This is a genomic window from Neobacillus sp. NPDC093127 (assembly GCF_044754175.1).
Lineage (GTDB): Bacteria > Bacillota > Bacilli > Bacillales > Cytobacillaceae > Neobacillus.
This window is the reverse complement of the sequence record NZ_JBIVOP010000036.1, coordinates 1-22,520: the sequence shown is the minus strand read 5'-3', so window position 1 is coordinate 22,520 and position 22,520 is coordinate 1. Positions and strand designations below refer to the sequence as shown.

19 protein-coding genes are annotated in these 22,520 nt (G+C 39.9%); 3 read left to right on the top strand and 16 right to left on the bottom strand.

The features are described 5' to 3' along the window. Nucleotides 1-471: 471 nt before the first annotated feature. From ACIQCO_RS27085 to ACIQCO_RS27040, 10 genes are all read right to left on the bottom strand, one after another. The gene (locus ACIQCO_RS27085) at nucleotides 472-1,830 is read right to left on the bottom strand and encodes an Ig-like domain-containing protein (RefSeq protein WP_400435182.1); all 1,359 of its coding nucleotides are present in this window, start codon (nucleotides 1,828-1,830) and stop codon (nucleotides 472-474) included. Nucleotides 1,831-2,661: 831 nt separating this feature from the next. Next, nucleotides 2,662-4,563: an ABC transporter ATP-binding protein gene (locus ACIQCO_RS27080; RefSeq protein ID WP_400435180.1), complete on the bottom strand. Its 1,902-nt coding sequence runs from the start codon at nucleotides 4,561-4,563 to the stop codon at nucleotides 2,662-2,664. Further along, nucleotides 4,560-6,287, bottom strand: coding sequence for an ABC transporter ATP-binding protein (locus ACIQCO_RS27075; RefSeq protein ID WP_400435178.1), 1,728 nt, complete (start codon nucleotides 6,285-6,287; stop codon nucleotides 4,560-4,562). The genes ACIQCO_RS27080 and ACIQCO_RS27075 overlap by 4 nt, the downstream gene beginning before the upstream one ends. A 111-nt stretch (nucleotides 6,288-6,398) precedes the next feature. Further along, nucleotides 6,399-6,848, bottom strand: a complete 450-nt coding sequence (locus ACIQCO_RS27070; protein ID WP_400435176.1) for a MarR family winged helix-turn-helix transcriptional regulator — start codon at nucleotides 6,846-6,848, stop codon at nucleotides 6,399-6,401. 196 nt (nucleotides 6,849-7,044) lie between these two features. Beyond that, entirely contained in the window at nucleotides 7,045-7,803 is a 759-nt protein-coding gene (locus tag ACIQCO_RS27065) for a hypothetical protein (RefSeq protein ID WP_400435174.1), read from the bottom strand. Between the two features lie 99 nt (nucleotides 7,804-7,902). Beyond that, the gene (gene parC / locus ACIQCO_RS27060; RefSeq protein WP_400435172.1) at nucleotides 7,903-10,341 is read right to left on the bottom strand and encodes a DNA topoisomerase IV subunit A; all 2,439 of its coding nucleotides are present in this window, start codon (nucleotides 10,339-10,341) and stop codon (nucleotides 7,903-7,905) included. After that, nucleotides 10,338-12,317: a DNA topoisomerase IV subunit B gene (gene parE, locus ACIQCO_RS27055; protein WP_400435170.1), complete on the bottom strand. Its 1,980-nt coding sequence runs from the start codon at nucleotides 12,315-12,317 to the stop codon at nucleotides 10,338-10,340. The genes parC and parE overlap by 4 nt, the downstream gene beginning before the upstream one ends. A gap of 386 nt (nucleotides 12,318-12,703) precedes the next feature. Beyond that, entirely contained in the window at nucleotides 12,704-13,117 is a 414-nt protein-coding gene (locus tag ACIQCO_RS27050) for a CoA-binding protein (RefSeq protein ID WP_400435168.1), read from the bottom strand. A gap of 67 nt (nucleotides 13,118-13,184) precedes the next feature. Next, a complete protein-coding gene (locus ACIQCO_RS27045) occupies nucleotides 13,185-14,036 on the bottom strand; it encodes a sensor histidine kinase (protein WP_400435166.1) in 852 nt (283 codons plus the stop codon). Between the two features lie 246 nt (nucleotides 14,037-14,282). Then, complete coding sequence (locus tag ACIQCO_RS27040) at nucleotides 14,283-16,022, bottom strand: glycosyl hydrolase family 18 protein (protein WP_400435164.1); 1,740 nt, start codon at nucleotides 16,020-16,022, stop codon at nucleotides 14,283-14,285. Nucleotides 16,023-16,214: 192 nt separating this feature from the next. Here ACIQCO_RS27040 and plsY point away from each other — a divergent pair, with 192 nt between their 5' ends. The 3 genes from plsY to ACIQCO_RS27025 are packed head-to-tail and all read left to right on the top strand — an operon-like array spanning nucleotide 16,215 to nucleotide 18,306. Then, the gene (gene plsY, locus ACIQCO_RS27035) at nucleotides 16,215-16,799 is read left to right on the top strand and encodes a glycerol-3-phosphate 1-O-acyltransferase PlsY (protein WP_400435162.1); all 585 of its coding nucleotides are present in this window, start codon (nucleotides 16,215-16,217) and stop codon (nucleotides 16,797-16,799) included. Between the two features lie 14 nt (nucleotides 16,800-16,813). Then, on the top strand, nucleotides 16,814-17,965 hold the full coding sequence (locus ACIQCO_RS27030; protein WP_400435160.1) for a CapA family protein: 1,152 nt from the start codon (nucleotides 16,814-16,816) through the stop codon (nucleotides 17,963-17,965). 50 nt (nucleotides 17,966-18,015) lie between these two features. Next, nucleotides 18,016-18,306: a HesB/YadR/YfhF family protein gene (locus ACIQCO_RS27025; protein ID WP_400435158.1), complete on the top strand. Its 291-nt coding sequence runs from the start codon at nucleotides 18,016-18,018 to the stop codon at nucleotides 18,304-18,306. Nucleotides 18,307-18,325: 19 nt separating this feature from the next. Here the strand turns inward: ACIQCO_RS27025 and ACIQCO_RS27020 are convergent, their stop codons facing one another. The 6 genes from ACIQCO_RS27020 to ACIQCO_RS26995 form a co-directional block, all read right to left on the bottom strand. Next, nucleotides 18,326-18,643: a hypothetical protein gene (locus ACIQCO_RS27020; RefSeq protein ID WP_400435156.1), complete on the bottom strand. Its 318-nt coding sequence runs from the start codon at nucleotides 18,641-18,643 to the stop codon at nucleotides 18,326-18,328. A 40-nt stretch (nucleotides 18,644-18,683) separates the two neighbouring features. Continuing rightward, on the bottom strand, nucleotides 18,684-19,112 hold the full coding sequence (locus ACIQCO_RS27015) for an acyl-CoA thioesterase (RefSeq protein ID WP_082804990.1): 429 nt from the start codon (nucleotides 19,110-19,112) through the stop codon (nucleotides 18,684-18,686). A 20-nt stretch (nucleotides 19,113-19,132) separates the two neighbouring features. Then, nucleotides 19,133-21,460 carry an AAA family ATPase gene (locus ACIQCO_RS27010; RefSeq protein WP_400435153.1) on the bottom strand — a complete coding sequence of 776 codons (2,328 nt, stop codon included), beginning with the start codon at nucleotides 21,458-21,460 and terminating at the stop codon, nucleotides 19,133-19,135. Nucleotides 21,461-21,586: 126 nt separating this feature from the next. Continuing rightward, nucleotides 21,587-21,802 (bottom strand): small acid-soluble spore protein Tlp, encoded by a 216-nt coding sequence (tlp, locus tag ACIQCO_RS27005; RefSeq protein WP_400435151.1) that lies wholly within the window; start codon nucleotides 21,800-21,802, stop codon nucleotides 21,587-21,589. 146 nt (nucleotides 21,803-21,948) lie between these two features. Beyond that, entirely contained in the window at nucleotides 21,949-22,095 is a 147-nt protein-coding gene (locus ACIQCO_RS27000; protein ID WP_024026884.1) for an acid-soluble spore protein N, read from the bottom strand. A gap of 66 nt (nucleotides 22,096-22,161) precedes the next feature. Further along, nucleotides 22,162-22,293 (bottom strand): FbpB family small basic protein, encoded by a 132-nt coding sequence (locus ACIQCO_RS26995; protein WP_066087251.1) that lies wholly within the window; start codon nucleotides 22,291-22,293, stop codon nucleotides 22,162-22,164. Nucleotides 22,294-22,520 lie beyond the last annotated feature (227 nt).

Here is a 22,520-nt window from a genome sequence, read left to right as displayed (position 1 = left end):
AAATGTTCCGAAATATGTATACATGGACATTATATCCGACTAATTCTGGACAGGCAACACCGTCAACTTTCGGTCATTTGGGGACGGCAAAAACAATATATGCCAACATTCATCAAAACCAGTCAACGGTAAAGTGTTAATAAGTAAAATAGCCACTGCTACTATTTTAATAATCTTTTAATACAATTCCCCTACCCCTCTCTATTATTATTCTTATTCTCTTTTAGTAAAGCTACGATCTCTCTTAATAATTTTAATATATCGATTAATTTCCAAACCCCAATGACTAACATAGCTACAGCAAAATAAAAAATAAATTTCACAAAGATGTCATCAATAGTAATCACCTCCTATTTGTTCAACTGGCTTTTCATGTTTCCTACCTCCTTTTGTTTGTCTTTGTTTCTTGCAATCTACAAATAAATAGAGGTTAAAAAAGGAGTGTTACTAAAACACCCCTCCTGCTAATTATTATCGAATCCAGGCTCCATCTCGTCCTAATTTATAGGTGCCGATCTTCGTGCTATATGCCATTTTCCCACTGCTATACAAATAGTACCATTTACCATTTGATAGAACCCATCCTGTTTGCATAGCCCCGTTATTGGCTAAGTAATACCAAGAACCTTTATCTTGCAGCCAGCCTGTTTTCATAGCACCATTTGAAGCTAAATAGTACCAAGAACCTTTATCTTGCAGCCAGCCTGTTTTCATAGCACCATTTGAAGCTAGATAGTACCATTTGCTACCATCCTGTAGCCATCCGGTTTTCATAGCGCCACTTGGTTGAAGAGAATACCATTTTCCTCCATCATAAATCCATCCGGTTGCCATAGCCCCTGTTTGATAGTTAAGGAAGTACCAAGTATTACCTTGTTGTAGCCATCCGGTTTTCTTTTCATTGCCGTTCACATAAAAATACCACTTGTTATTTTCCAAAATCCATCCGTTTTTGTATTTAACAGGGGCTTGGACTACAGTAGTATAACTTGTACCCCTTCTGTTACCAGCTGCATCAACAGCGGTCACGGAAATAGATGTTCCTAAAGGAATACGTTCACGAAGCTTAAACATATATTTACCCTTTGAATCAGTTGCGGCTACACCACCAGTCCCCTTATATGACATTTCAACAGTGAAACCTGGCTCTGATTTACCTGTGATAATTAGATCATCAGTATTTACAGGGTCAATGGTTGGCGCATAAGTTTGTGTAGTGTCTCCAGGTGTTGGTTGCTCGAGGTAATCCCAAGCTAGAGCATATAGGTCGTTTGTAACCCTTTCCCCTACATTAAGCGCATAAATATAATAAACCCCTGGAGTAAGATTAAATCCACACGTTTGTTGATGGTCATCTAAAATCATTTCATATGGATAAAGAAGATTTTCATTTGCATCTTTAAGAACAAAGCCAATGTCGGACCGTGAATAAGGATCCATAATACCAGCAATAGCAATATTACTAGGTTTAGTGATTGAAATTTGAAAGACATCAACATCAAATTGCGTAAATGTGCCTAAAACAATATCCCCTCTGTTTAATATATTTGCTTGATAAGCATAGTTATTTGGCTCCGTCTCATAAAAAGTGTTTCCATCTAATGCCTTTGTTGAATAGCCCTTTTGAGGGGTTATTTTAGCTTTTAATAGTTTGCTAATCTTCAAATTTTCAAAGCCCTCAATTTTTTTCCCTTGAACACTTTGCGCTTTTACTTTTTCAAAATTTGCTTTTTCGGAGTCATAAGGTGTTTCTGCATGGACTGCATAGCCTCCTGTTAGCAAGATTACGAGGGATAAAAGCAAAAAACTATAAACCTTTTTTAATTTCAATTTCTTTTCCTCCTTTTTGGTATTCATATCCAACGGGTCTATTTTACTAGTTTTTTACAATAATTGTAATAAGAAGTTTTCTCCATTATTCGACGGTAAAAATCGACATAATTTTTTACTTTTTAGAACCAATCTTATACATTATTAAAAATGCTGCAATGATTATACAGATTAATCCACCAATACCAGTAGTAATAAATGGAAATTGTGAAGAAAAGTAGAATTTAACTACTGTTAGAAAAATAACAAATACCCATCCAATACTTCTAATAATCCATTTTTTTTCGCTTGACTTGTCATGATTCTTACCCCCATTTGTTTATTCTGGTTTCTTACTATCTTCAAAAAACTTTTGATTTGCTTAATCAAATCATTTTTCCTATTTTTATATAACAAATTATACCATAAATAAACAATTTTTTCTAATTTTATTTCCAGAGAAACTCTCTTGTTAGGTTGAACCCTTCAAAAAAAGTAACCTTCCCCCCGCACCGACCAAGTGTATAAGGGTAAGGTTACTTTTTACTTTACGTATATAACACGGCGGTCACTGCAATCGCAGTTGCAGTGCCACTGGAGGGTCTGCTTGCCTAAGATCCTCTTTTTTAATATATGAACAGTTTTAAAAAAATGATTCCTTTTTTTGAGTAAAATCTAATTGCCTTCACCACACTGTATCATTTTTTTGAAATAGAAATCCCTTTTAATAGTTGTATTTACGAATTACACATGTAAAAGTTCCAAAACTATTATTCAATGTAAATCTATCTTTTGTTAGCAATAAAAAAAGTGCTTAGAAAGCTCACAGCTCCTAAGCACCTGTCTAGTTAACTACCCAACATTCCCCAGTCCATTGCGACTTGTAAACTGGCTATTATACAAATCGGCATAGAAACCGTCTTTTTCTAACAATTCCTGATGAGTTCCTTTTTCAATCACGCTGCCATGATTCATCACAAGGATGAGATCGGCATCACGAATCGTTGACAACCGATGGGCAATGACAAAACTAGTGCGTCCCTTCATTAAATGATCCATTGCCTTTTGAATCTGGACCTCGGTACGTGTATCGACACTGCTGGTCGCTTCATCAAGAATTAAGATCGCCGGATTAGCGAGAATCGCCCGCGCAATGGTTAATAATTGCTTTTGACCTTGTGAAATATTAGAAGCTTCCTCGTTTAGAATCGTCTCATAGCCATCAGGGAGTGTGCGAATAAAATGGTCCGCATTGGCCGCTCGTGCCGCCTCCACAATTTCATCTTCCGTTGCCCCTTCTCTTCCATAAGCAATATTATCCCGAATCGTACTATTGAAAAGCCAAGTGTCCTGTAGCACCATCCCGAACAAAGACCTTAGATGCTCCCTTTTTAATTCCCGAGTATCAATTCCGTCAATTAATATTTTACCAGAATCAATTTCATAGAAACGCATTAATAAGTTTATCAGTGTTGTTTTTCCGGCACCTGTTGGTCCAACGATGGCAACCCGCTGGCCCGGTTTCACAGCGATATTCATGTCATCGATTAAAGGTTCATTTTCCTTATAACCAAAGGCAACATGTTCGAATATTACTTCCCCCTTAGGTTCAGTAATCACTTCAGCAGCAACAGCTTCTGGCACCTCTTCCGTTTCATCTAAAATTTCAAATACACGCTCCGCACTTGCAATTGTTGACTGGATGACGTTTGCAATCGATGCTGTTTGTGCGATTGGTTGGGAAAATTGCCTTGCATATTGGATAAATGCTTGAATATCACCAATTTTAATCGCGTTTGTTGTTACTAATATACCACCAACAACTGAGATAAGGACATAGCCAATATTATTAATAAACGACATTAATGGCATAATCATCCCGGAAACGAATTGGGCCTTCCAGGCTGATTGGTATAACGTTTCGTTAATTTCCTCGAATTGTTCAATTGATTTTTGCTCATGGCCAAATACTTTAATTACCTTGTGACCCGTATACATTTCTTCAACATGCCCGTTTAGCTGGCCTAGTGATTTCTGCTGTCCTTTAAAAAACTGCTGTGACTTTTTGGCGATTTTTGCAATCGCTACACCGCTAAACGGGAGTGTTAAGATGACAATGAGTGTCATCAATGGACTAATCGATAGCATCATGATGATTACACCAATAATCGTTACAACTGAGGTAATCAGCTGGGTTAAGCTTTGCTGTAAGGTAGTACTGATATTATCGACATCATTGACTGCACGGCTGAGAATTTCACCATGTGTACGCGAATCAAAGTATTTTAGCGGCAGCCGGTTGAGTTTCTCCTCGACTTCTTTACGTAGATTGTAAACCGTCTTCTGCGCTACCCCGGCCATAATATAGCCTTGTAAATAAGCAAATATCGCACTGATAATATAAAGACCAATTAGTAAAATAATTATTTGACCAATGTAGTCAAAATCTATTTTCGCCCCTGGAACACGATTAAGCTTCATCATCAAACCTTCAAACAGCTTGGTTGTTGCATTACCCATGATTTTCGGGCTGACAATCGAAAATACGGTACTGATGATGGCAGTAATTAAAACAGAAACTAGCTGTAATTTATACGGTTTTAAATAGCTTACTAGTCTTTTTAATGTCCCTTTAAAATCCTTGGCTTTTTGAACAGGCATGCCCATGCCCATTGGGCCAAATCCCCCGCCGGGACCGCCTTTTCGTGGTCCTGGATTTTGTTCATGTCCTTGGGTTTTGGAATCTTTACTCATGCGATTTCCTCCTCTGACAGCTGTGACATGACAATCTCACGATAAACCGCACTCGATTCCATCAGTTCCTTATGTGTGCCGATTCCGGTGATTTCCCCATTATCTAGGACAAGAATCTGGTCTGCATCGATAATGGTGCTCACCCGCTGTGCGACGATTAATACGGTTGAATCGTCAGTTTCTCCTTTTAATGCGGCCCGAAGCTTGGCATCTGTTTTAAAATCCAATGCAGAAAAGCTGTCATCAAATATATAAATTTCCGGTTTCCTAACGAGGGCACGGGCAATCGATAAGCGCTGCTTTTGCCCGCCCGAAACATTTGTTCCCCCTTGGGCAATCGTGGCATCGAAACCATCAGGCATATCGGATATAAACTCATTTGCTTGAGCAATTTCCGCTGCATGCTTCACTTCGTCTTCAGTTGCATCCTTTTTTCCGTAGCGGATATTTTCTGCAATCGTTCCAGTAAATAGAACTGCTTGCTGCGGTACAAAGCCAATCTTTTCTCTAAGCTGTTCTTGCGTCATTTCACGAACATCGACACCGTCAACAAGGACATTCCCGCTGTCGACATCATAAAAGCGCGGAATCAAATTAATAAGGGTCGATTTCCCTGAGCCGGTTCCACCAATAATGGCCGTTACCTCACCAGGGTTCATGGAAAACGAAATATTGGAAATCGCCGGCATTTCAGCTCCAGGATAGCTAAAGGTTACATTTCTAAATTCTACCTGACCTTTTGTACCCTTACTGGAAACAGGCTTAGCAGGATTCTTTATGTCAGCCACAGTATCAATTACTTCGTTAATTCTGACAGCAGATACCGATGCTCGTGGAATCATCACAAACATCATTGACAGCATAATGAACGAGAACATGATTTGCATCGCATATTGAATAAATGCCATCATATCGCCAACCTGCATGTGACCATTGCTGATGCGCAGTCCGCCAAACCAGATAATCGCAACAGTAGAAAGGTTCAGGACAATCATCATAATCGGCATCATCGCGGCCATTAGTTTATTTACCTTAATCGCTGTTTGCGTTAAATCCCAGTTTGCCGCGTCGAATCGCTTTTTCTCATGTTCCACACGATTAAACGAACGAATGACACGAATACCCGTTAAATTTTCCCTCAACACGCGATTTAGATTATCCAATTTTACTTGCATTGCTTTAAAAAGCGGTATTCCTTTTCTGGCAATAATCACAATCGCAAGCACAAGAATGGGTAATGCCACGGCAAGAACTAAGGTTAATTTGGAATCTTTAGAATAAGCCATTATGATGCCGCCAATACACATCATCGGGGCCATGGCCATCATTCTTAGCATCATGACTAATACTTGCTGGATTTGGGTAATATCATTGGTAGTTCTTGTGATCAGTGATGCCGTTCCCAGTTTATCAAACTCATGTAAGGAAAAATTGCCTACATGAGAAAATATCTTGCTTCGCAATAATTTCCCAAAACCTGATGCTGCTTTGGCAGAATAAAAACTGGCAACAATCGAACAAACCATCCCGCCAGCCGCTACAAGAAGCATAAAACCGCCGATTTTCCAAATATAGTCGGTATCGCCTGTCACCACACCCTTATCGACAATATCGGCCATTAACGTTGGTAAATAGAGTTCAGCCAATGACTGCAGCAGGACAAGGCCTAAAACGAAATAAATCGGTATTTGAAAGGGTTTTAGAAATCTGCTTAATTTTATCAAGTTGCATCAACTCCGTTTTAGATTGTTAATGAATAAACAATACAATATTGTTATGAACTGAATATGAACAAACCAATTTTCCGCCGTTTAACATTTTACTTTCGAGCCGCGTTAGTGCCTCTGTTCATGAAAATAATGATGGACTTTATCGAGTAAATCAGCTAACTGCTCACTTTCTTCTTCACCTAAATAATCAATTAACCCAGTAAATTTTTCGGTAAACCGATTTTTAGCTTTAGCTGTTGCTTCCATCCCTGCTTGAGTAAGTTTAATTTTTACTGCACGTCTATCCTCTGGATCAATCGCACGTTCCACTAGACCATCTTTTTCAAGGATATTAATGATTTGGGTAACGGTCGGCGGTGTAACCTGCAAGCGTTGACTTATTTCTGAGAGCTTCATTTCATCATTTTTCTCATTTGCACCTTGTTGAATCGCTGCGAGGACCTTGAATTCACTGGGATTATATCCGCCAATCTTCTTTTCGTGCCAGCCTGTTTTTCTAAATTGCATGAACGCTTTAAGCAGCTTTTGCGCTGTGGCACTTTCAATATCCGCCACTTTTATCACCTCGAATTTCAATTTCAATCCTAATAGTTAGGTAACTTAATTATTTATATTGCTAAGTATATTCCTCACGAAGGCCGACGTCAATTTTTTGGAAAAAAAATAAACACAGGTTTTATCTGTGTTTATGAAACGGGATTGGTCGCACAAAGCCCAATCAATAACCTACTATCACTTTAATTTAAATCATTTAACGGGCTTTAACTTTCTTAACCTCGGTCCTTATTAGCTTCCAATGCCCACGGTCATAATTCCAGGTGGTTTCGACTAGGGCGATTGTGTCAGCATTAGCAATTCCGGTCACCCTTTGGAGACCCTTCAAGCCAATTTTTCCATTATCTAATTGAACAGGTTTTAGGTCGCTATATGGATTTACCGTTAATTCAGCCGGCTCATTTAATTTCCCTTTGAAGTAAAATCCTAGTTTTTTATAATAATTCATTCGATCCCTAAGATTAAACTTATAAGTTTTTCCCGTTTGCACCAGCTTAATTTCGGCTTTATAGCCGTCTAAAAATTTGGTGTTCATCTCTAGCGGCTCAGGTAAGGGCAGATCGGTGTGAATGAAATTCTTTAAAGAGGATAAAGAATTAATCACAATTCCACCGCTCCCTCCTGTTTGAACAGTTGAAAATATCTCCTTCATTCCATCATTGTTTAAATCAACCAGCTGAATTGACGCTTTCGAACCACTCTCTAATGGAAAGGTATACAATTTCCCGTTAGAGCCGGCAACTTCTATATAAATTTTTTTCAAAAAAGAATCATCCTCTTGATATGGAACACCCTTTAATCGGATCACTTCGTCTATTCCGTCCCCAGAAATATCCGCTTTCTCTTCCGAAATGGTAATGACCTTCGTATTTTCTCCAATTGCATACACACCAGTTATTGCCGTTAGCGATATGAGAAAAAACAAAACAATAACCAGCAGCAGCTCTTTTTTCATCTTATTCCCCTCCATACTCTGTTACTTGTCAGTATGTCCATTTTTGGTAAAAAAGATGAAAAGACTCCCTAAAAAATTAGAGAGTCTTTGCCAGAGAGATTATTCACCTGGATTTTCTGGTGCTGCTACTTTCCAAACGGTCGTTACTTTCCCGTTTTCTCCTTCATCAAGGATAAACGAACCATTTGAGTAGCGGTCACTGAAGTGTATTTCCGCCGTTTTAAGGGCTTCAGTGTAGCCTTTATCTGTCTGGATAAAAACAACGTCCTCGTCATTGGCTATTACAAAGCCCATGATTCGATGAGGATTTGATTTGAGTTCCCTTAGGATTACGACACCACGCTTAGCGCGAGTTGTCTTTTCAAAATCTTTTAATTTCATCCTCTTAACAGCACCACGCTGTGTAGAAATAACAATTGTTTCGTTATTATCCGGAGTAAGAATTTTACCACCAACAACAAAATCGCCGTCTTTTAAGTTCATTCCTTTTACACCTGAAGCGCGGATACCAACAATACTTATTTCAGCTTCATGGAACCAGAGGGCGTACCCATAATGGGAGATTAAGAAAACTTCCATAGAACCGTCGGTCAGGTGAACATCAATGACTTGATCGTCATCCTTAAGATTTACGCCAACAAGTGGTTTCGAATACCGCTGTGCTTTATAGGCTTTTAGTTCTGTTTTCTTGACCATGCCATTTCTCGTCACAAAAACCAAGAACGCTTCTGTTTCAAAATCTTTCACTGGAATGGCTCGGATAATTTCCTCATCACGTTCAATCGGAATGATATTCGCGACATGCTGTCCAAGGTCCTTCCAGCGGATATCAGGGAGCTCATGCACTGGGCAGTACAAGTAATTCCCTTTACTCGTAAACAGGAGCAGAATATCCTTTGTATTCATATCAAGCTGTGCAAGCAGACGATCGGAATCCTTCATCGCAAGGTCCTGCCCATTTGAAGCAGCATAGGAACGACCGCTTGTTCTTTTTACATAACCCTGTTTAGTTACCGTTACAATCACATCTTCACTTGGAACCATAACTTCAAGATTAATTTTCAACTCTTCAATCTCTGCTTCAATCTTGGAGCGGCGCACATCAGCAAAGCGTTTTTTTACTTCTTTGAGGTCCTTTTTGATGACAGAGAGCAGCTTTTTCTCGCTTGCTAAAATACTGGTTAGTTCTTCGATTTTACCTGCTAATTCTTCTGATTCCTGTCTTAATGCGGTGATATCAGTGTTTGTTAAGCGGTAAAGCTGTAAGGAAACAATCGCTTCCGCCTGCAGTTCTGTAAACGCAAATTTCGCGATTAAATTGTCCTTTGCATCACGTTTATCCTTCGACGCCCGGATGGTCGCAATAACTTCATCAAGGATGGATAATGCTTTCATCAATCCTTCAACAATATGCTGGCGTTCCTTTGCTTTGTTAAGCTCGAACTCCGATCTTTTCGTGACAACATCCTTTTGATGCTCAATATAAGCATCTAATAATTCACGGAGCCCCATTAATGTTGGACGCTTCTTATGAATGGCCACCATATTAAAATTATAGGTTACTTGGAGATCACTATTTTTATACAGATAATTTAAGACTCCCGCAGCGTCGGCATCCTTTTTTAACTCAATGACGATTCGGAGGCCAGTCCGGTCGGTTTCATCACGAACTTCCGATATTCCCTCGACTTTACGGTCAAGGCGGAACTCATCAATTTTTTTCACAAGATTCGCCTTATTGATTTCATAGGGAATTTCAGTCACAACAATTTGCTGTTTACCGCCGCGAACCTCTTCAATATCCGCTTTACTGCGGACGATGATTTTGCCTTTACCAGTTTCATAGGCTTTCCTAATGCCGTCAATTCCTTGAATAATCCCGCCTGTTGGGAAATCCGGTCCTTTGACAATCGTCATCAGTTCGTCAACAGAAGCATCTGGCTTATCCATTCTCATGATGACACCATCGATGATTTCGCCAAGATGGTGCGGCGGAATATCGGTTGCATAACCAGCAGAAATTCCAGTTGAACCATTGACAAGTAAATTCGGGAACATCGCTGGTAAGACAGTTGGTTCCTTCGCGGTATCATCAAAGTTTGGAATAAACTCAACCGTTTGTTTATCGATATCACGTAAAAGCTCTGCCGAAATCGCAGAAAGCCTTGCTTCTGTATAACGCATAGCTGCTGGCGGATCGCCATCAACGCTACCGTTGTTACCGTGCATCTGTACAAGAACATTTCTGACTTTCCAATCCTGACTCATCCGTACCATCGCTTCATAAACGGAAGAATCACCATGCGGATGGTAGTTACCGATAACATTACCAACCGTTTTCGCTGATTTACGAAAGCCTTTATCAAAGGTATTGCCTTCCACATGCATCGCAAAGAGAATTCTTCGCTGAACCGGTTTTAATCCGTCCCTGGCATCTGGCAAGGCACGTTCTTGAATAATGTACTTACTATATCTGCCAAAACGATCACCAATTACATCTTCTAGAGGTAAGTCACGGAATTTTTCATTTGCACTCATCCTTCAGAACCCTCCTCAGTGACCGTTATATTTTCATTTTCTAAAATCGTGTCGGCCTCATCAAGACTAAAAGCCACATTACTTTCAATCCATTTACGACGCGGTTCAACCTTATCGCCCATTAGGGTGGTGACACGGCGTTCCGCTCTTGCAAGATCATCAATTTTCACGCGAATTAATGTCCGGGTTTCTGGATCCATGGTTGTTTCCCATAGCTGGTCGGCATTCATTTCTCCAAGTCCTTTATAGCGTTGAATAATATAGCCACGGCCTACTTTTTTGATTGCCCCCTGGAGCTCATCATCATTCCAGGCATACTCAATTTTTTCATTCTTCCCTGTGCCTTTGCTTACTTTGTAAAGCGGCGGCAGGGCAATAAACACTTTTCCTGCCTCTAAAAGCGGCTTCATATAACGATAAAAGAAGGTTAGCAATAAAACTTGAATATGGGCTCCATCTGTATCGGCATCGGTCATAATAACGATTTTATCGTAATTAATATCGGCTACATTAAAATCCGTTCCGACTCCGCCGCCAATTGCATGGATAATCGTATTGATTTCCTCATTTTTAAAAATATCTGCCAATTTCGCCTTTTCTGTATTAATTACCTTACCTCGGAGTGGTAATACAGCTTGAAATCGGCGGTCACGCCCTTGTTTCGCAGAACCGCCTGCAGAATCACCCTCGACCAAATAAAGTTCGTTTTTCTGCGGGTTCCGTGATTGAGCCGGTGTCAGTTTCCCTGAAAGTACAGCATCAGAGCGTTTCCGCTTTTTACCGCTTCGTGCGTCCTCACGTGCTTTTCTGGCAGCCTCTCGTGCTTGATAGGCTTTTATTGATTTTTTGATGAGCAGGGAGCTGATATCAGGATTCTCCTCAAGAAAATAAGAGAGATGTTCTGAGACAACCGCATCTACAACAGATCTCGCTTCACTTGTTCCCAACTTACCCTTCGTTTGCCCTTCAAATTGGAGCAGTTCTTCAGGGATTCTGACGGAGATAATTGCTGATAACCCTTCGCGAATGTCCGCCCCATCAAGATTTTTATCCTTATCTTTTAAGAATGAAACCTTACGGGCATAATCGTTGAATACTCTCGTCATCGCTGTTTTTGCCCCAGCTTCATGTGTGCCGCCATCTCTCGTGCGGACATTGTTGACAAACGAGAGGACATTCTCAGAAAAGCCATCATTAAATTGAAAAGCGAAATCAACTTCAATGCCATTTTGGGCACCTTCGAGACTTACTACAGGATTTAGAACATCTTTCTCTTCATTTAAATATTCAACAAACGCTTCAATTCCATTTTCATAATGGAATATTTCATGAAGGCTGTTGCGGTCATCGATGATTTCAATTTTTAAACCTTTTAACAAGAATGCCGACTCTCTTAACCTTTCACATAATGTTTCAAAGTTATAAGTGGTGACCGAAAAAATGGTTGGATCAGGTTTAAAATGAATTGTCGTTCCTGTTTGGTTGGTTTTGCCGATTTTTTCTAGTGTTGTTGCCGGTTTACCGCCGTTTTCAAACCGCTGTTCATAGACAAATCCGTCCCTTTTAATGGTGACGGTTAACCATTCGGATAAAGCATTGACGACAGAAGCACCTACACCGTGCAAACCGCCGCTTGTCTTATAACCACCTTGGCCAAACTTTCCGCCAGCATGCAGAACCGTAAAAATGACCTCAGGTGTCGGTTTTCCCGTTTTATGCATCCCCGTCGGCATTCCACGTCCTTTATCAACAACACTAATTGAATTATCTTTGTGAATTCTTACAATGATGTAATCACCAAAGCCGCCCAGTGCTTCATCGACAGCATTGTCGACAATCTCATAAACGAGATGGTGAAGCCCGCGTGAATCAGTGCTGCCAATGTACATTCCTGGGCGCTTTCTAACCGCCTCAAGACCTTCTAGTACCTGTATGGCATCATCATTATAATCAAAAACCTGCTGATTCCTTGCCACTAAAATACCCCTTTCATACCTTACAAAACAACCTTCTAAATTGCTGTAATCGCTGCTTATATAAATGATTCGTTCAAAAGAGAATTAAGGCGTGTGAGCAGAGCTAAACTTTACTTCTCCAAAATGGTAAATATTATTTCGCTCTGATTAAATACACTGGTCCATTATTGCGACTCTCCGCCCCTTTTCCACAAAAAGGAACTAATGTTTGCCACTTTCATTTTATCACATTTACTCGCGGCGTCTATGCTTTATTGTAGCGATTTATTTTGATTTGGCAAATACGAAATTTGAAACAACCTCATTTTGGAAGATAAAGTTGGCGCTTTTTAAGCAATAAAAAAAGAAAAAAACTGCCAGTAAAAAGCAGTTTTTCCTGAGGTATTTTATCTTGTTAAAGCGTGCTCAACCTTTATACAGCGGTCCATAACAACCGTATATCCCTTTTCCTTTAAGAACTCGTAAGCGGATTCGTTAGCAAGACCCAGCTGGGCCCAAAAGACGTCAGCATCTATCTTGTCAAACTCCTTAGCTACATCAAACAATTGCTCCGAGCGGCGGAAAACGTTAACAATGTCCACGTGGCCTTCTATGTCCGTTAAGGCAGCAACAGCTTTTACGCCAAGCACTTCATCGATTGTCGGGTTTACGGGAATAATTTCATAGCCTGCCTTTTGCATGACAGCAGAAACTTGATAGGAGGTGCGTTCCGGGTTATTACTTAAACCAACGACTGCAATTCTTTTTGCTTTTTTTAAAATAGCGCCAATTTCTTCACGGCTTGGATTTTCAATTGCCATGGTATCCACTCCTTAGGTTGTTTTCATTATTTTACCTTTTTTCGATTAAAAAAGATAATAAATGGATTTAAACCGTTAGGAGTTCAGATTCAATAGCTGCGGAAACCTTCGGCACTAATAGACTGAAACGCGCGCCGTCACCCGTGTTTTCTACCGAGACACTTCCATTCATATTCTCGAGAATCATCTTCGTCATATAAAGCCCAAGACCTGTTCCTTGAGACCTTGTGGTAAAATAGGGATCGAATACCTTCTTAAGGAGTGTTGGTTCGATTCCACCTGCATTATCAATGAATTCCGTTGTAATAAAATTGCCACTTTCGCTAATTTTAATAGCTAATTTTCGATGGCTAATATCTTTATGGACAAAAGCGTCACGGGCATTTGTTAAAATATTTAGCACCACCTGGCTATATTCATTGGGATAACCGTAGGCCATCTGTTGTCCCCTATATTCAAATTCCACTTGAATCCCATGGTTTTTCAGACTCAAAGAGAAAATCGACAAGGCCTCTTCAATCGAATCTCCTACGGAAAAAATAGATTTTTCCTTATTCGGTTTATAGAACTTCCGAAAATCATTTATCGTACGCGCCATATGCTGAATCTGCTGCATGCTTTCCCTTGTTAACCGGTCAATGTATTGATCGTCAATTTCACCAAACTCAAGTGCCTCTCTTACGTCATGCATTAATAGTGATAAATTGTTTAACGGTTGACGCCATTGATGCCCAATACTCGCAACCATTCCTCCCATTGCAGCAAGTCTAGATTGCTCAATCAAAATAGTGTCCTTCTCCTTATTCTTTACCACCTCTTCCTGAAGTCGTTTTTCTAAATAGCGATTTTGCTGCAAAAGCAACTCATACTTTTTTGCTAAATCTTGATCGTTCTTATTACCTTCCGATTGCTCTTTCAAAAGGCTCACCCCCTAAAATAGATTGAAAAATTATTAGATAAACCGGCCATGTGTCATATTCGCAAGGCCGTTCATTTTGTTATTCATTTGATTTTAACTAAATTATAGGGGCTTTATACACGGCTTTCAACGAGTTAACAAATGGTTTGAAAATTCTCCATATTTTTGTAATAAAATTGACGATTTTTGTTCTCACTTTTGAAGAAAAAAATAACGGGCCGGCTAAGCGGTCCGTTATTTGTTCTTTTATTTTTGTGTCAAGGCCTTGGCTGCCTTTAAATCTAAGGCCGTCCAGGCTGTTTGGTCCCCAAAAAATCTTGACCATGTCCCAACTCCAGCTAGTTCATATTTAACAGCTAGAGCCGCTCGTTTTTGCAATGATGATTCATCTTCTAGCCAAATTTTATAGGTCGCTTTCTCGGCTTCATCATAATATTCTGTATAGTTTTGACCGCTTTCTTCATCATAAGCAGGGGTCAGTCCTTTTTCAGCCAGCCATGCCTTCACTTGATCCATTGTCAGTGCCTTTGCTGTTATTTCCGTCGAGCCATCCGCCTCTGTTTGTTCCTTCCACAGCCTTGCATATAATGGAACTCCAAGAACAAGTCTTTCATTAGAAACTTCTGACAGCAGATTTTGAAGGTTTCTTTCGACCCATGGCAGGCTTGCCACGCTTCCAGCTCCAGACGAAGCCCCCGTATGTTCATCATAGGCCATAACTATCAAATAATCGGCAATTTGTGCAAGTTTAGGTCTTTCATAGAAGGAGGACCAGTTGTTGTTATCACCTGCAGAAAAGGTGATATCCATTGATACGACAAGGCCTGCATCATGAAGGTATGGTGCCGCCTCTCTCATGAACTGCGTTACAAAGGGTCCATCCTCTTGATTTACGTTTTCAATATCAAAGTTGATTCCTTGCAGCTGATACATTTGACTAAAATGGAGCAATTGCCGGATGATGGTTTGCCGGGTGTCAAAGTCTTTTAATGCTTCATGAGTAAGCTTGGGATCAAATGAATTAGAAAACACGGCCCATACTTGATAACCTTTTCCCTGTGCCCACTTACTAAAATCCAGTGAAGCGAGATTTTTGATTGAACCATCGCTGCCTGCAAGCGAAAACCACGTTGGCGAGATCACATTTAAACCATTCAAATCAGCTATTTTAGTAGTATCAGGGTTTTTCGTGTAAACTGCTTCCCATGTTAACTGAATCGGCCCATTTAACTTGGGCATTTGAAACGTTTTGCTTTCACGGCTGATTTTGATATTAACTGTGTCTTGCTTAGAAACATAGTCTTTTTTGAGGTAACCGCTTATTCCATTTTCTTTCCTGACTAGATAAAAGTCCTCCTTGACACCTTCGATAGTGACAGCTTCATTTTTTGTCATTTCAGCCGTATAAGGCGACCGCCAAGTTGGTTCAGTTCGCAATCTAAGCTTTTCTTTATTGACATCCTTATTTATTAATCTGCCATTCTCGTATTGTTCTCCATCTTTTTGAATCCAAATAGCCTCGCTATCAGGCAATTTCTTATACTGGATTGGATAAAAGGAGAGAATCGGATCGAGTGCAATGAAAATTTCACCATTTCTCGAGATGATCGGTGATAATTGTAAGTCGACCGTCTTTTGATTCACATAATAGGTTAGTGAATCTGTTGGCATTTGCACTACTTTATCTTTGGTTGTAATGATAACCGATTTTGACTTTTCATCATAAATGATGCTTTCGTCGATGTTCTTCTGCATGAATGTTATTGGAACAAATAGGGTATCACCTTCCATTAAGGCGTTCCCTTTCTGAATCCCAGCAAAAAGAATCGGATTATCACCTTGAAAATATACTTTTTTATCTGGTGATGCAAACGGGTATAATAATAGATATATGGAAGAAAGTATAAGCAAACAAGCACCTATTAATCCTCCGATAATCCACTTCATTGAACCTTTTTTGTTTTTATGAAAGATAACTCTTGCCATGATTCCCTTTCCCCCTTATTTTCTTATCGTAAAGTATCCGATTGGAAATGAGAAGGGATTTTTACAATTCCGCGATAATTTAACAATTCCTTAGTATTTTCCTTGGATGATATTGATGAATCCAATGGTGTTTTTCCGTAAATACATGGTAAAATATAAGCACTGTATCTTTTATTGAAGGAGAAATCATTAATGGTTCAAATTATTTTAGTCTTGGTCCTCGCCTATTTACTTGGTTCAATCCCATCTGGCTTAATCATTGGAAAGGTTTTTTATAAAACGGATATTCGTGAACATGGCAGCGGTAATTTAGGTGGGACAAACACGTTTCGAACACTTGGAGTGAAAGCGGGATTAGTCGTCACACTTGCCGATATCCTAAAAGGGACGCTAGCAGCATCTTTACCCGTGCTGTTTAATCTTGATATCAATCCTTTAATTGCTGGGGCTTTTGCTGTTGTTGGACATACTTATCCTATCTTTGCCGGGTTTCGCGGCGGAAAAGCCGTTGCCACTTCAGGCGGTATCTTGTTGTTTTGTGCACCGCTTATGTTTATTGCTGTTCTGGTCGTCTTTTTTATCAGTCTATACATTACTAAATATGTTTCCTTGTCATCGATGCTTGCAGGTGTTTGTGGCGTCATTTACGGGCTTGTTCTTTGGAATATTCCCCTGCTAATCGCTATTGTCCTATTAACCTCCTTTGTTATTTATCGACACCGGGCAAATATTAAAAGAATAATTAATAAGACGGAACCAAAAATTAAATGGTTATGATTTAAGGAGCTAATATGAAAAAGAAAATCCTTTTTCCATCGGTTTTCATTATCATCGGATGCATTGCTGTTGCTGCTGTTCTCCTTATTCAACAACAGCAAGAATCTGCAACGGACGAAAAGCTTTTTCCTATGAAAAAGCATCAACCAAAGTCTTCATTAAATGTTAATCGGGAGATAACAGAAAAGGTGACCCTTGGTGCCATTGGTGATATTCTTATCCATAGCCCCGTCTATCAAGATGCCTTCAACGGAGCCACATATGATTTCGACCCGATGTTTGAGCAGATAAAACCTTTATTAGAAAAGCCGGACTTTGTAACAGCCAATCAAGAGAGTATGTTAGGGGGCCTCGTGCTGGGTCTTTCCGGTTATCCAAGGTTCAATAGTCCGCATGAAGTAGCCAATGCACTTGTTGATTCAGGGATCGATATGGTATCGACAGCCAATAATCATACGATGGATCAAGGCGAAAAAGGAATCCAATCGGAAACAGCTTATTTAGATAGTATTGGTTTACCACATGTAGGGAGTTTTCTTGATGAGAAGGATCGCCAAAAATTAAGGATTGTTTCTAAAAACGGGATCAAGCTTGCCTTTCTTGCCTACACATACGGAACGAACGGGATCCCCATTCCAAAAGGAAAGGATTATCTTGTCAACCTGATAGACCACGAAGTTATGAAGGAAGAAATCCATCGGGCCAAAAAGGAAGCAGATGTAGTCGTAATGAGCATCCATTGGGGAAATGAATACCAGCGAATCCCGACAAACGATCAAAAGGAATTAGCTGCCTTTCTGGCAAATGAGGGTGTCGACATCATCTTTGGCTCCCATCCACATGTTTTGCAGCCGATGGAATGGATTCATACCAGCAATGGCCGAAAAACGTTTGTTATTTATTCGTTAGGAAATTTTATTTCAGCGCAGTATAATGACTATAAGGATATTGGTGGCTTGGCAACGATTGAAATCACTAAACATATTTCGGAAAACGGGAACACGATTGAACTCTCCAATCCTACCTTTTACCCGACATATGTGACAAGTCAAAAATACCATAATTTCCGAGTCGTCCCGCTAGAAAAAGCAGGTGCTTACGGCCTGCCGAATGCAGAAGTGAAATATAAGGAAATTCAACAGCACATGGGACAATGGCTCCGATAACCCGGGGTTTTTTAATAACAATACTCTATAATTAGAAAGGAGTTCAGCCAATGATTATCGATATTACGAATGAGGCTGCGGCTTGGTATAAACAGGAACTCAATCTTACAAACGGTGATTTCATCCGCTTCTTTGTCCGTTATGGCGGCTGCAGTACGGTTCAAAAAGGATTTTCTTTTGGTATTAATACCGAAGAACCTGTCGATATCGGTGTGAAAATAGAGATGGAAGGAATTACGTTTTACATAGAAGAAAAGGACTTATGGTACCTGGATGGTCATGATTTAATCATCGATTACAACTCAAACTACGAGGAACCAGTTTTTCACTTTAATAAATAGAAAAACGAAACAGGCACACTTATTTTTCAAGTGTGCCTGTTTTATCGTGCCAAATATGGTCAAGCAGGCATTCCTTCTGCAAGATTTCCTTTTGCCTGTCGCCAAGTAGGTCAAAATGGGAATAGCCGTCCACTCTATAATGAATCCATTCTTTCTTTAAACCATATTGTTTGCCCCAAGTGGCTAGTTTTCCAAGGTCATGGCAGCCGACCTTTGTTACTGTTTTACAGCCGGGAAAGCGGTCATCAAGCCAATAGTGGGTTAAAAAGGCAATTTCTCCGTTATCGATTTTCCGTTTCCACTCGGTTATTTCTCGTCTTTTTATCCCAAATGCCAATTCATTTCACCTCAACATAGTAAAAAATCCTAAAAAAAGCTTATTTTTTCTTGATGTCCTCGTATTTTAAGTACCATTCGGGAAAGGCCTTTTTAAAGGATGTCGGCCGGAAATTATCCTTTTTCACTATGATGTGGGTGGACGTACCGACGGCACACACTTCATCTTCCCCATTTACAATTGTATATCCGTAAATCGTCTTAATGCCATCATTTAATTCTACCCATGTCTTTACAAATGCTTGATCCCCATATCTTAACGGTTTTTTATAGGTTATTTGAATATCATAAACAGGGGCATAATAACCTGCCTCCTCCATTGCTAAATAACTGTAATCGAGGTCTTCAATAAGCCCGGTTCGGCCAAGCTCAAAAAATTTTAAATAATTGGCATGATAAATAACACCCATCATATCGGTATCAGCGTAGTAAAGCTGAATCTCTCTAGTCGAAATAAAATAATTTTCCACGAGTAAAGGTCCTTTCCTATTTACATTTTATTTAAGGCTGTCTTGACATCTTCTACATCTAGAAACATCGAACTTTCAAATAGATGTTCGTCCCCTTCGGCTGCCATTAACCTTGTGGCTTGTGCTTGTATCATTTCGTCCACTAAATTTGTCGCAAAACGCCCATTCCCCTTAAAACTGGCTTCTTCTATTGTTTGCAGCAACAAATTCCCAGCTTCCTCTGTTAATTCGTAGCGATAGCCCTCAGCATAGGAGGTCATTATTTCAAGGAGCTCTTCCGCTGAATAATCAGGGAAAAGAAAAAACTTTTTAAACCTTGATCGCAGGCCAGGGTTACTCTCAAGCAGCTGGTTCATTTCATTAGGATAACCCGCTAATATCACCACTAAATTTTCATTATGCTTCGTCATTTCATCAACAAGTGTATCAATGACTTCTTTGCCAAAATCACCCGCAGAATGAGAAAGAAGGGAATAAGCCTCATCAATAAATAAAACACCGCCAAGGGATTCCTTGATCTTCTTCTTTGTTTTCCCGGCTGTTTGACCGACATATCCTGCGACAAAATCTGCTCGGCTGGCAACAATGAGATGTCCTCTTTTTAAAATTCCGCATTCTTTTAAAAACGCTGCATAGATTTTCGCTACTGTCGTTTTTCCTGTACCGGGGTTTCCCGTAAAAACGGAATGAAGCTGGATTGGCACCGCCGGCAGCCCATTTTTCCTTCTAAACTGCTGCATTTTTACAAACGAAATAAGTGACTTTAATTCCACTTTTAAAGCTTCAAGCCCAATTAAACGTTCGAGCTGTTCGGATGGCGGTTCCGCCGCTTCGTCTTTATCCAATCGAAAGTCTTCTTGATTAAGAAACATATATTCAAGAATGTCCGATTCTTTTTCCTGGTTGAATGCCCCTTTCTTAAAAATGGCATCCAACACGATATTGCGAACAGTTCTTGCATTGCCAAAGGTATCATCAACCCGCTCTTGCTCAAGCCGGCGGCTTATCTCAATTTTGGATTCCTCTGTAATAAAGTAATCGTTATCACTAGCGGCGGATTCCGCAATTAGGATAAGCTCTTCATTCGAATAATCAGGTAAATGAATAAAGTTTGATTGTGGGAAACGGCTTCTGAGGCCGGGATTGGCATCCAAAAAGGAGCGCATTTCATCAGGATAACCAGCAAGAATGACAGCAAACTTCCCGCCATACTCATGTCCTGTCATCAATGAAACAAGCGTATCAATTGCTGCCTGTCCATAATCATTTCCCGTTTGCCCAACACGCTTTAAACTATAGGCTTCATCAATAAATAATACTCCGCCAATGGAGCGTTCCACTACAGCCCGAACATTTTCTTCTGTTTGGCCCACAAACGAACCAACTAATTGAGAACGGTCCGTTTCGATTACTTCCTCACGGGGCAGGACTCCCAGCTCATGATAAATTTTTGCTAGCAAGCGGGCGAGCGTTGTTTTTCCTGTACCTGGATTCCCTGTTAAAATCATATTCAGACTAAGCTCGTCCTTTACTTGAAAGCCAAATTCCTTCCGTTGTTTTTGGTATTTTAGAAATCGGTAAAAATCATTAACCCTCTTCTTAACCGAATCCATGCCAATCATATTATTTAATTGGTCTAGAGCATTTTCTTGCGTTTCGACAGGAGCAGATGCATCAACAAATAACTGCTGCCATTTCTGCTTAATTTCTTCCACGCTAGACAGATGCAATTTTAACTCCTCATAAAAGGTGGATGTGTGAAAAACCCCGGTAATCGATTGATCGTATTCTTCTGCCGCTTTCAGAAGGCTGTTTGTTTCCTCGTTTGCCTCAACAAGCAAATCATGAAGTTGTTGATACGTTAGGTATGCTTCTTGATTGGCCAGCTTTGCTGCCAAATCCAGATTATCTTGTAGCATTTGTAGCTGTGCATCCGTTCCTGTTAAAAAGCTTTGACATATTTCAATGTACTGTTCTGCGGTCTTCTTCTTTGCCGTGCGATTATCGGTTTCCCTTATCGGCGGAAAGGAAAGTGGGCTGAGCAAATCTTTCAACTTCTTCCAATCAGCCCGCATCATAAATTCTTTTGCCTTTTGGTTCTCAGGATCTAGCTTTATGGCCTTATCTAGCCAAACAAGTGCCAAGGAGTCCTCCGTATTTCGGCCAAGTCTTGAAAGCGCCGCAAGTGTTAACAACTTCGATGATGTAATGGGATTGGACTCATGACTTATTGCGGCCACTAACTGGCTTTGATTGCGAATAATCCCTGTTTCGTTCAGTTCCCGTTCCCACTTTATGATTTGCTCTTTTGATTGTAAACGCTGTTTTTCCTGTTGTGTCAAAATCATCACTTCTTTTTTGAAATTTCCTTTTTATCTTATCACACCCAAAATCTTTTCACTAAATAAAGAGTTTAAAAATAGGAAAAGGGCCTGAACTTGTGGCTCAGGCCCTTTTTGAAATAAGTAAATGATTTATGTTTCATCCTGAATTTCTGCTTTGAAGGAGTCAATGCTTTCCCGTCTGCGCTGATTCTTGGCTTCAATTTGCTGACGCTGCTGTTCACTATCGGTAAATTCTAGAGATTGTTCCGCTTTTGCAATATTTTCGGTAGTATCCTCAATCATCGCCTGAAGCTTTTCAGCATTATCACTGCGATCATCCGGTTTAGGTTGGTTATTAAAAGCCATCGGGTATATTCCTCCATAAAAGTTTATTTGGTACAAATATAGTTTGTTACCGGATGAAAAAAATATCACAAGAATCGAGAAATTTTCACGATTTCACGACAAAAAAGACCTGCTGGCTATAGCCGAGTAGGTCTTGTATCAATAAATTATTCACCTTTGGTTTGCATAACTTGGGCGTGTTTACCTGAAGTATCTTGCATCTTCTTCCCTTTATTTCCGCCAAACCCTCGTGGTTGTGTTCCAATGTGATCTGGTTTAAAACGTTTTGTTTTATAACCTGTTTCATTACTCATCTCATGATCCCTCCTTATTTACATTTTGTCCATAAGGATGAAAAACCATGATTGGAAAACTTTGTATTACTCGGCTTTGCCAAGGCGTTTTTGTTCTAAGCGCTGTTCAATTTTTTCCATCGCAGCACGATCTTTTAACAATTGTGATTTATTTTCTGATACTAGTTCTGCAAAGGAACGTTTTCTTGGTTTTCTCATTGGTATCACCTTCCTTATATCCTATTGTAACAGTTATTATGCCCGGAAACGGTTGCAATTATTACAACTTTTTGAAAATTATATCGATTTTTTAAAAAGAAGGCTGTGTTAAAGAATATAATTGATATTGATCACAATGTTGATTGGAGTGGAAGGCGCGAGACTCCTGCGGGAGCAGCGGGACAGGTGAGACCCCGCAGGCGCTTTAGCGAGGCCACTGAAAAAGT

What these genes read in the sequence shown, in the direction of transcription:
- ACIQCO_RS27080 (WP_400435180.1), bottom strand. Translation starts at nt 4,563, where the DNA reads ATGAGTAAAGATTCCAAAACCCAAGGACATGAACAAAATCCAGGACCA.
- ACIQCO_RS27065 (WP_400435174.1), bottom strand. Translation starts at nt 7,803, where the DNA reads ATGAAAAAAGAGCTGCTGCTGGTTATTGTTTTGTTTTTTCTCATATCG.
- parC (WP_400435172.1), bottom strand. Translation starts at nt 10,341, where the DNA reads ATGAGTGCAAATGAAAAATTCCGTGACTTACCTCTAGAAGATGTAATT.
- ACIQCO_RS27050 (WP_400435168.1), bottom strand. Translation starts at nt 13,117, where the DNA reads ATGGCAATTGAAAATCCAAGCCGTGAAGAAATTGGCGCTATTTTAAAA.
- ACIQCO_RS27040 (WP_400435164.1), bottom strand. Translation starts at nt 16,022, where the DNA reads ATGGCAAGAGTTATCTTTCATAAAAACAAAAAAGGTTCAATGAAGTGG.
- plsY (WP_400435162.1), top strand. Translation starts at nt 16,215, where the DNA reads ATGGTTCAAATTATTTTAGTCTTGGTCCTCGCCTATTTACTTGGTTCA.
- ACIQCO_RS27030 (WP_400435160.1), top strand. Translation starts at nt 16,814, where the DNA reads ATGAAAAAGAAAATCCTTTTTCCATCGGTTTTCATTATCATCGGATGC.
- ACIQCO_RS27025 (WP_400435158.1), top strand. Translation starts at nt 18,016, where the DNA reads ATGATTATCGATATTACGAATGAGGCTGCGGCTTGGTATAAACAGGAA.
- ACIQCO_RS27010 (WP_400435153.1), bottom strand. Translation starts at nt 21,460, where the DNA reads ATGATTTTGACACAACAGGAAAAACAGCGTTTACAATCAAAAGAGCAA.
- tlp (WP_400435151.1), bottom strand. Translation starts at nt 21,802, where the DNA reads ATGGCTTTTAATAACCAACCTAAACCGGATGATCGCAGTGATAATGCT.
- ACIQCO_RS27000 (WP_024026884.1), bottom strand. Translation starts at nt 22,095, where the DNA reads ATGAGTAATGAAACAGGTTATAAAACAAAACGTTTTAAACCAGATCAC.
- ACIQCO_RS26995 (WP_066087251.1), bottom strand. Translation starts at nt 22,293, where the DNA reads ATGAGAAAACCAAGAAAACGTTCCTTTGCAGAACTAGTATCAGAAAAT.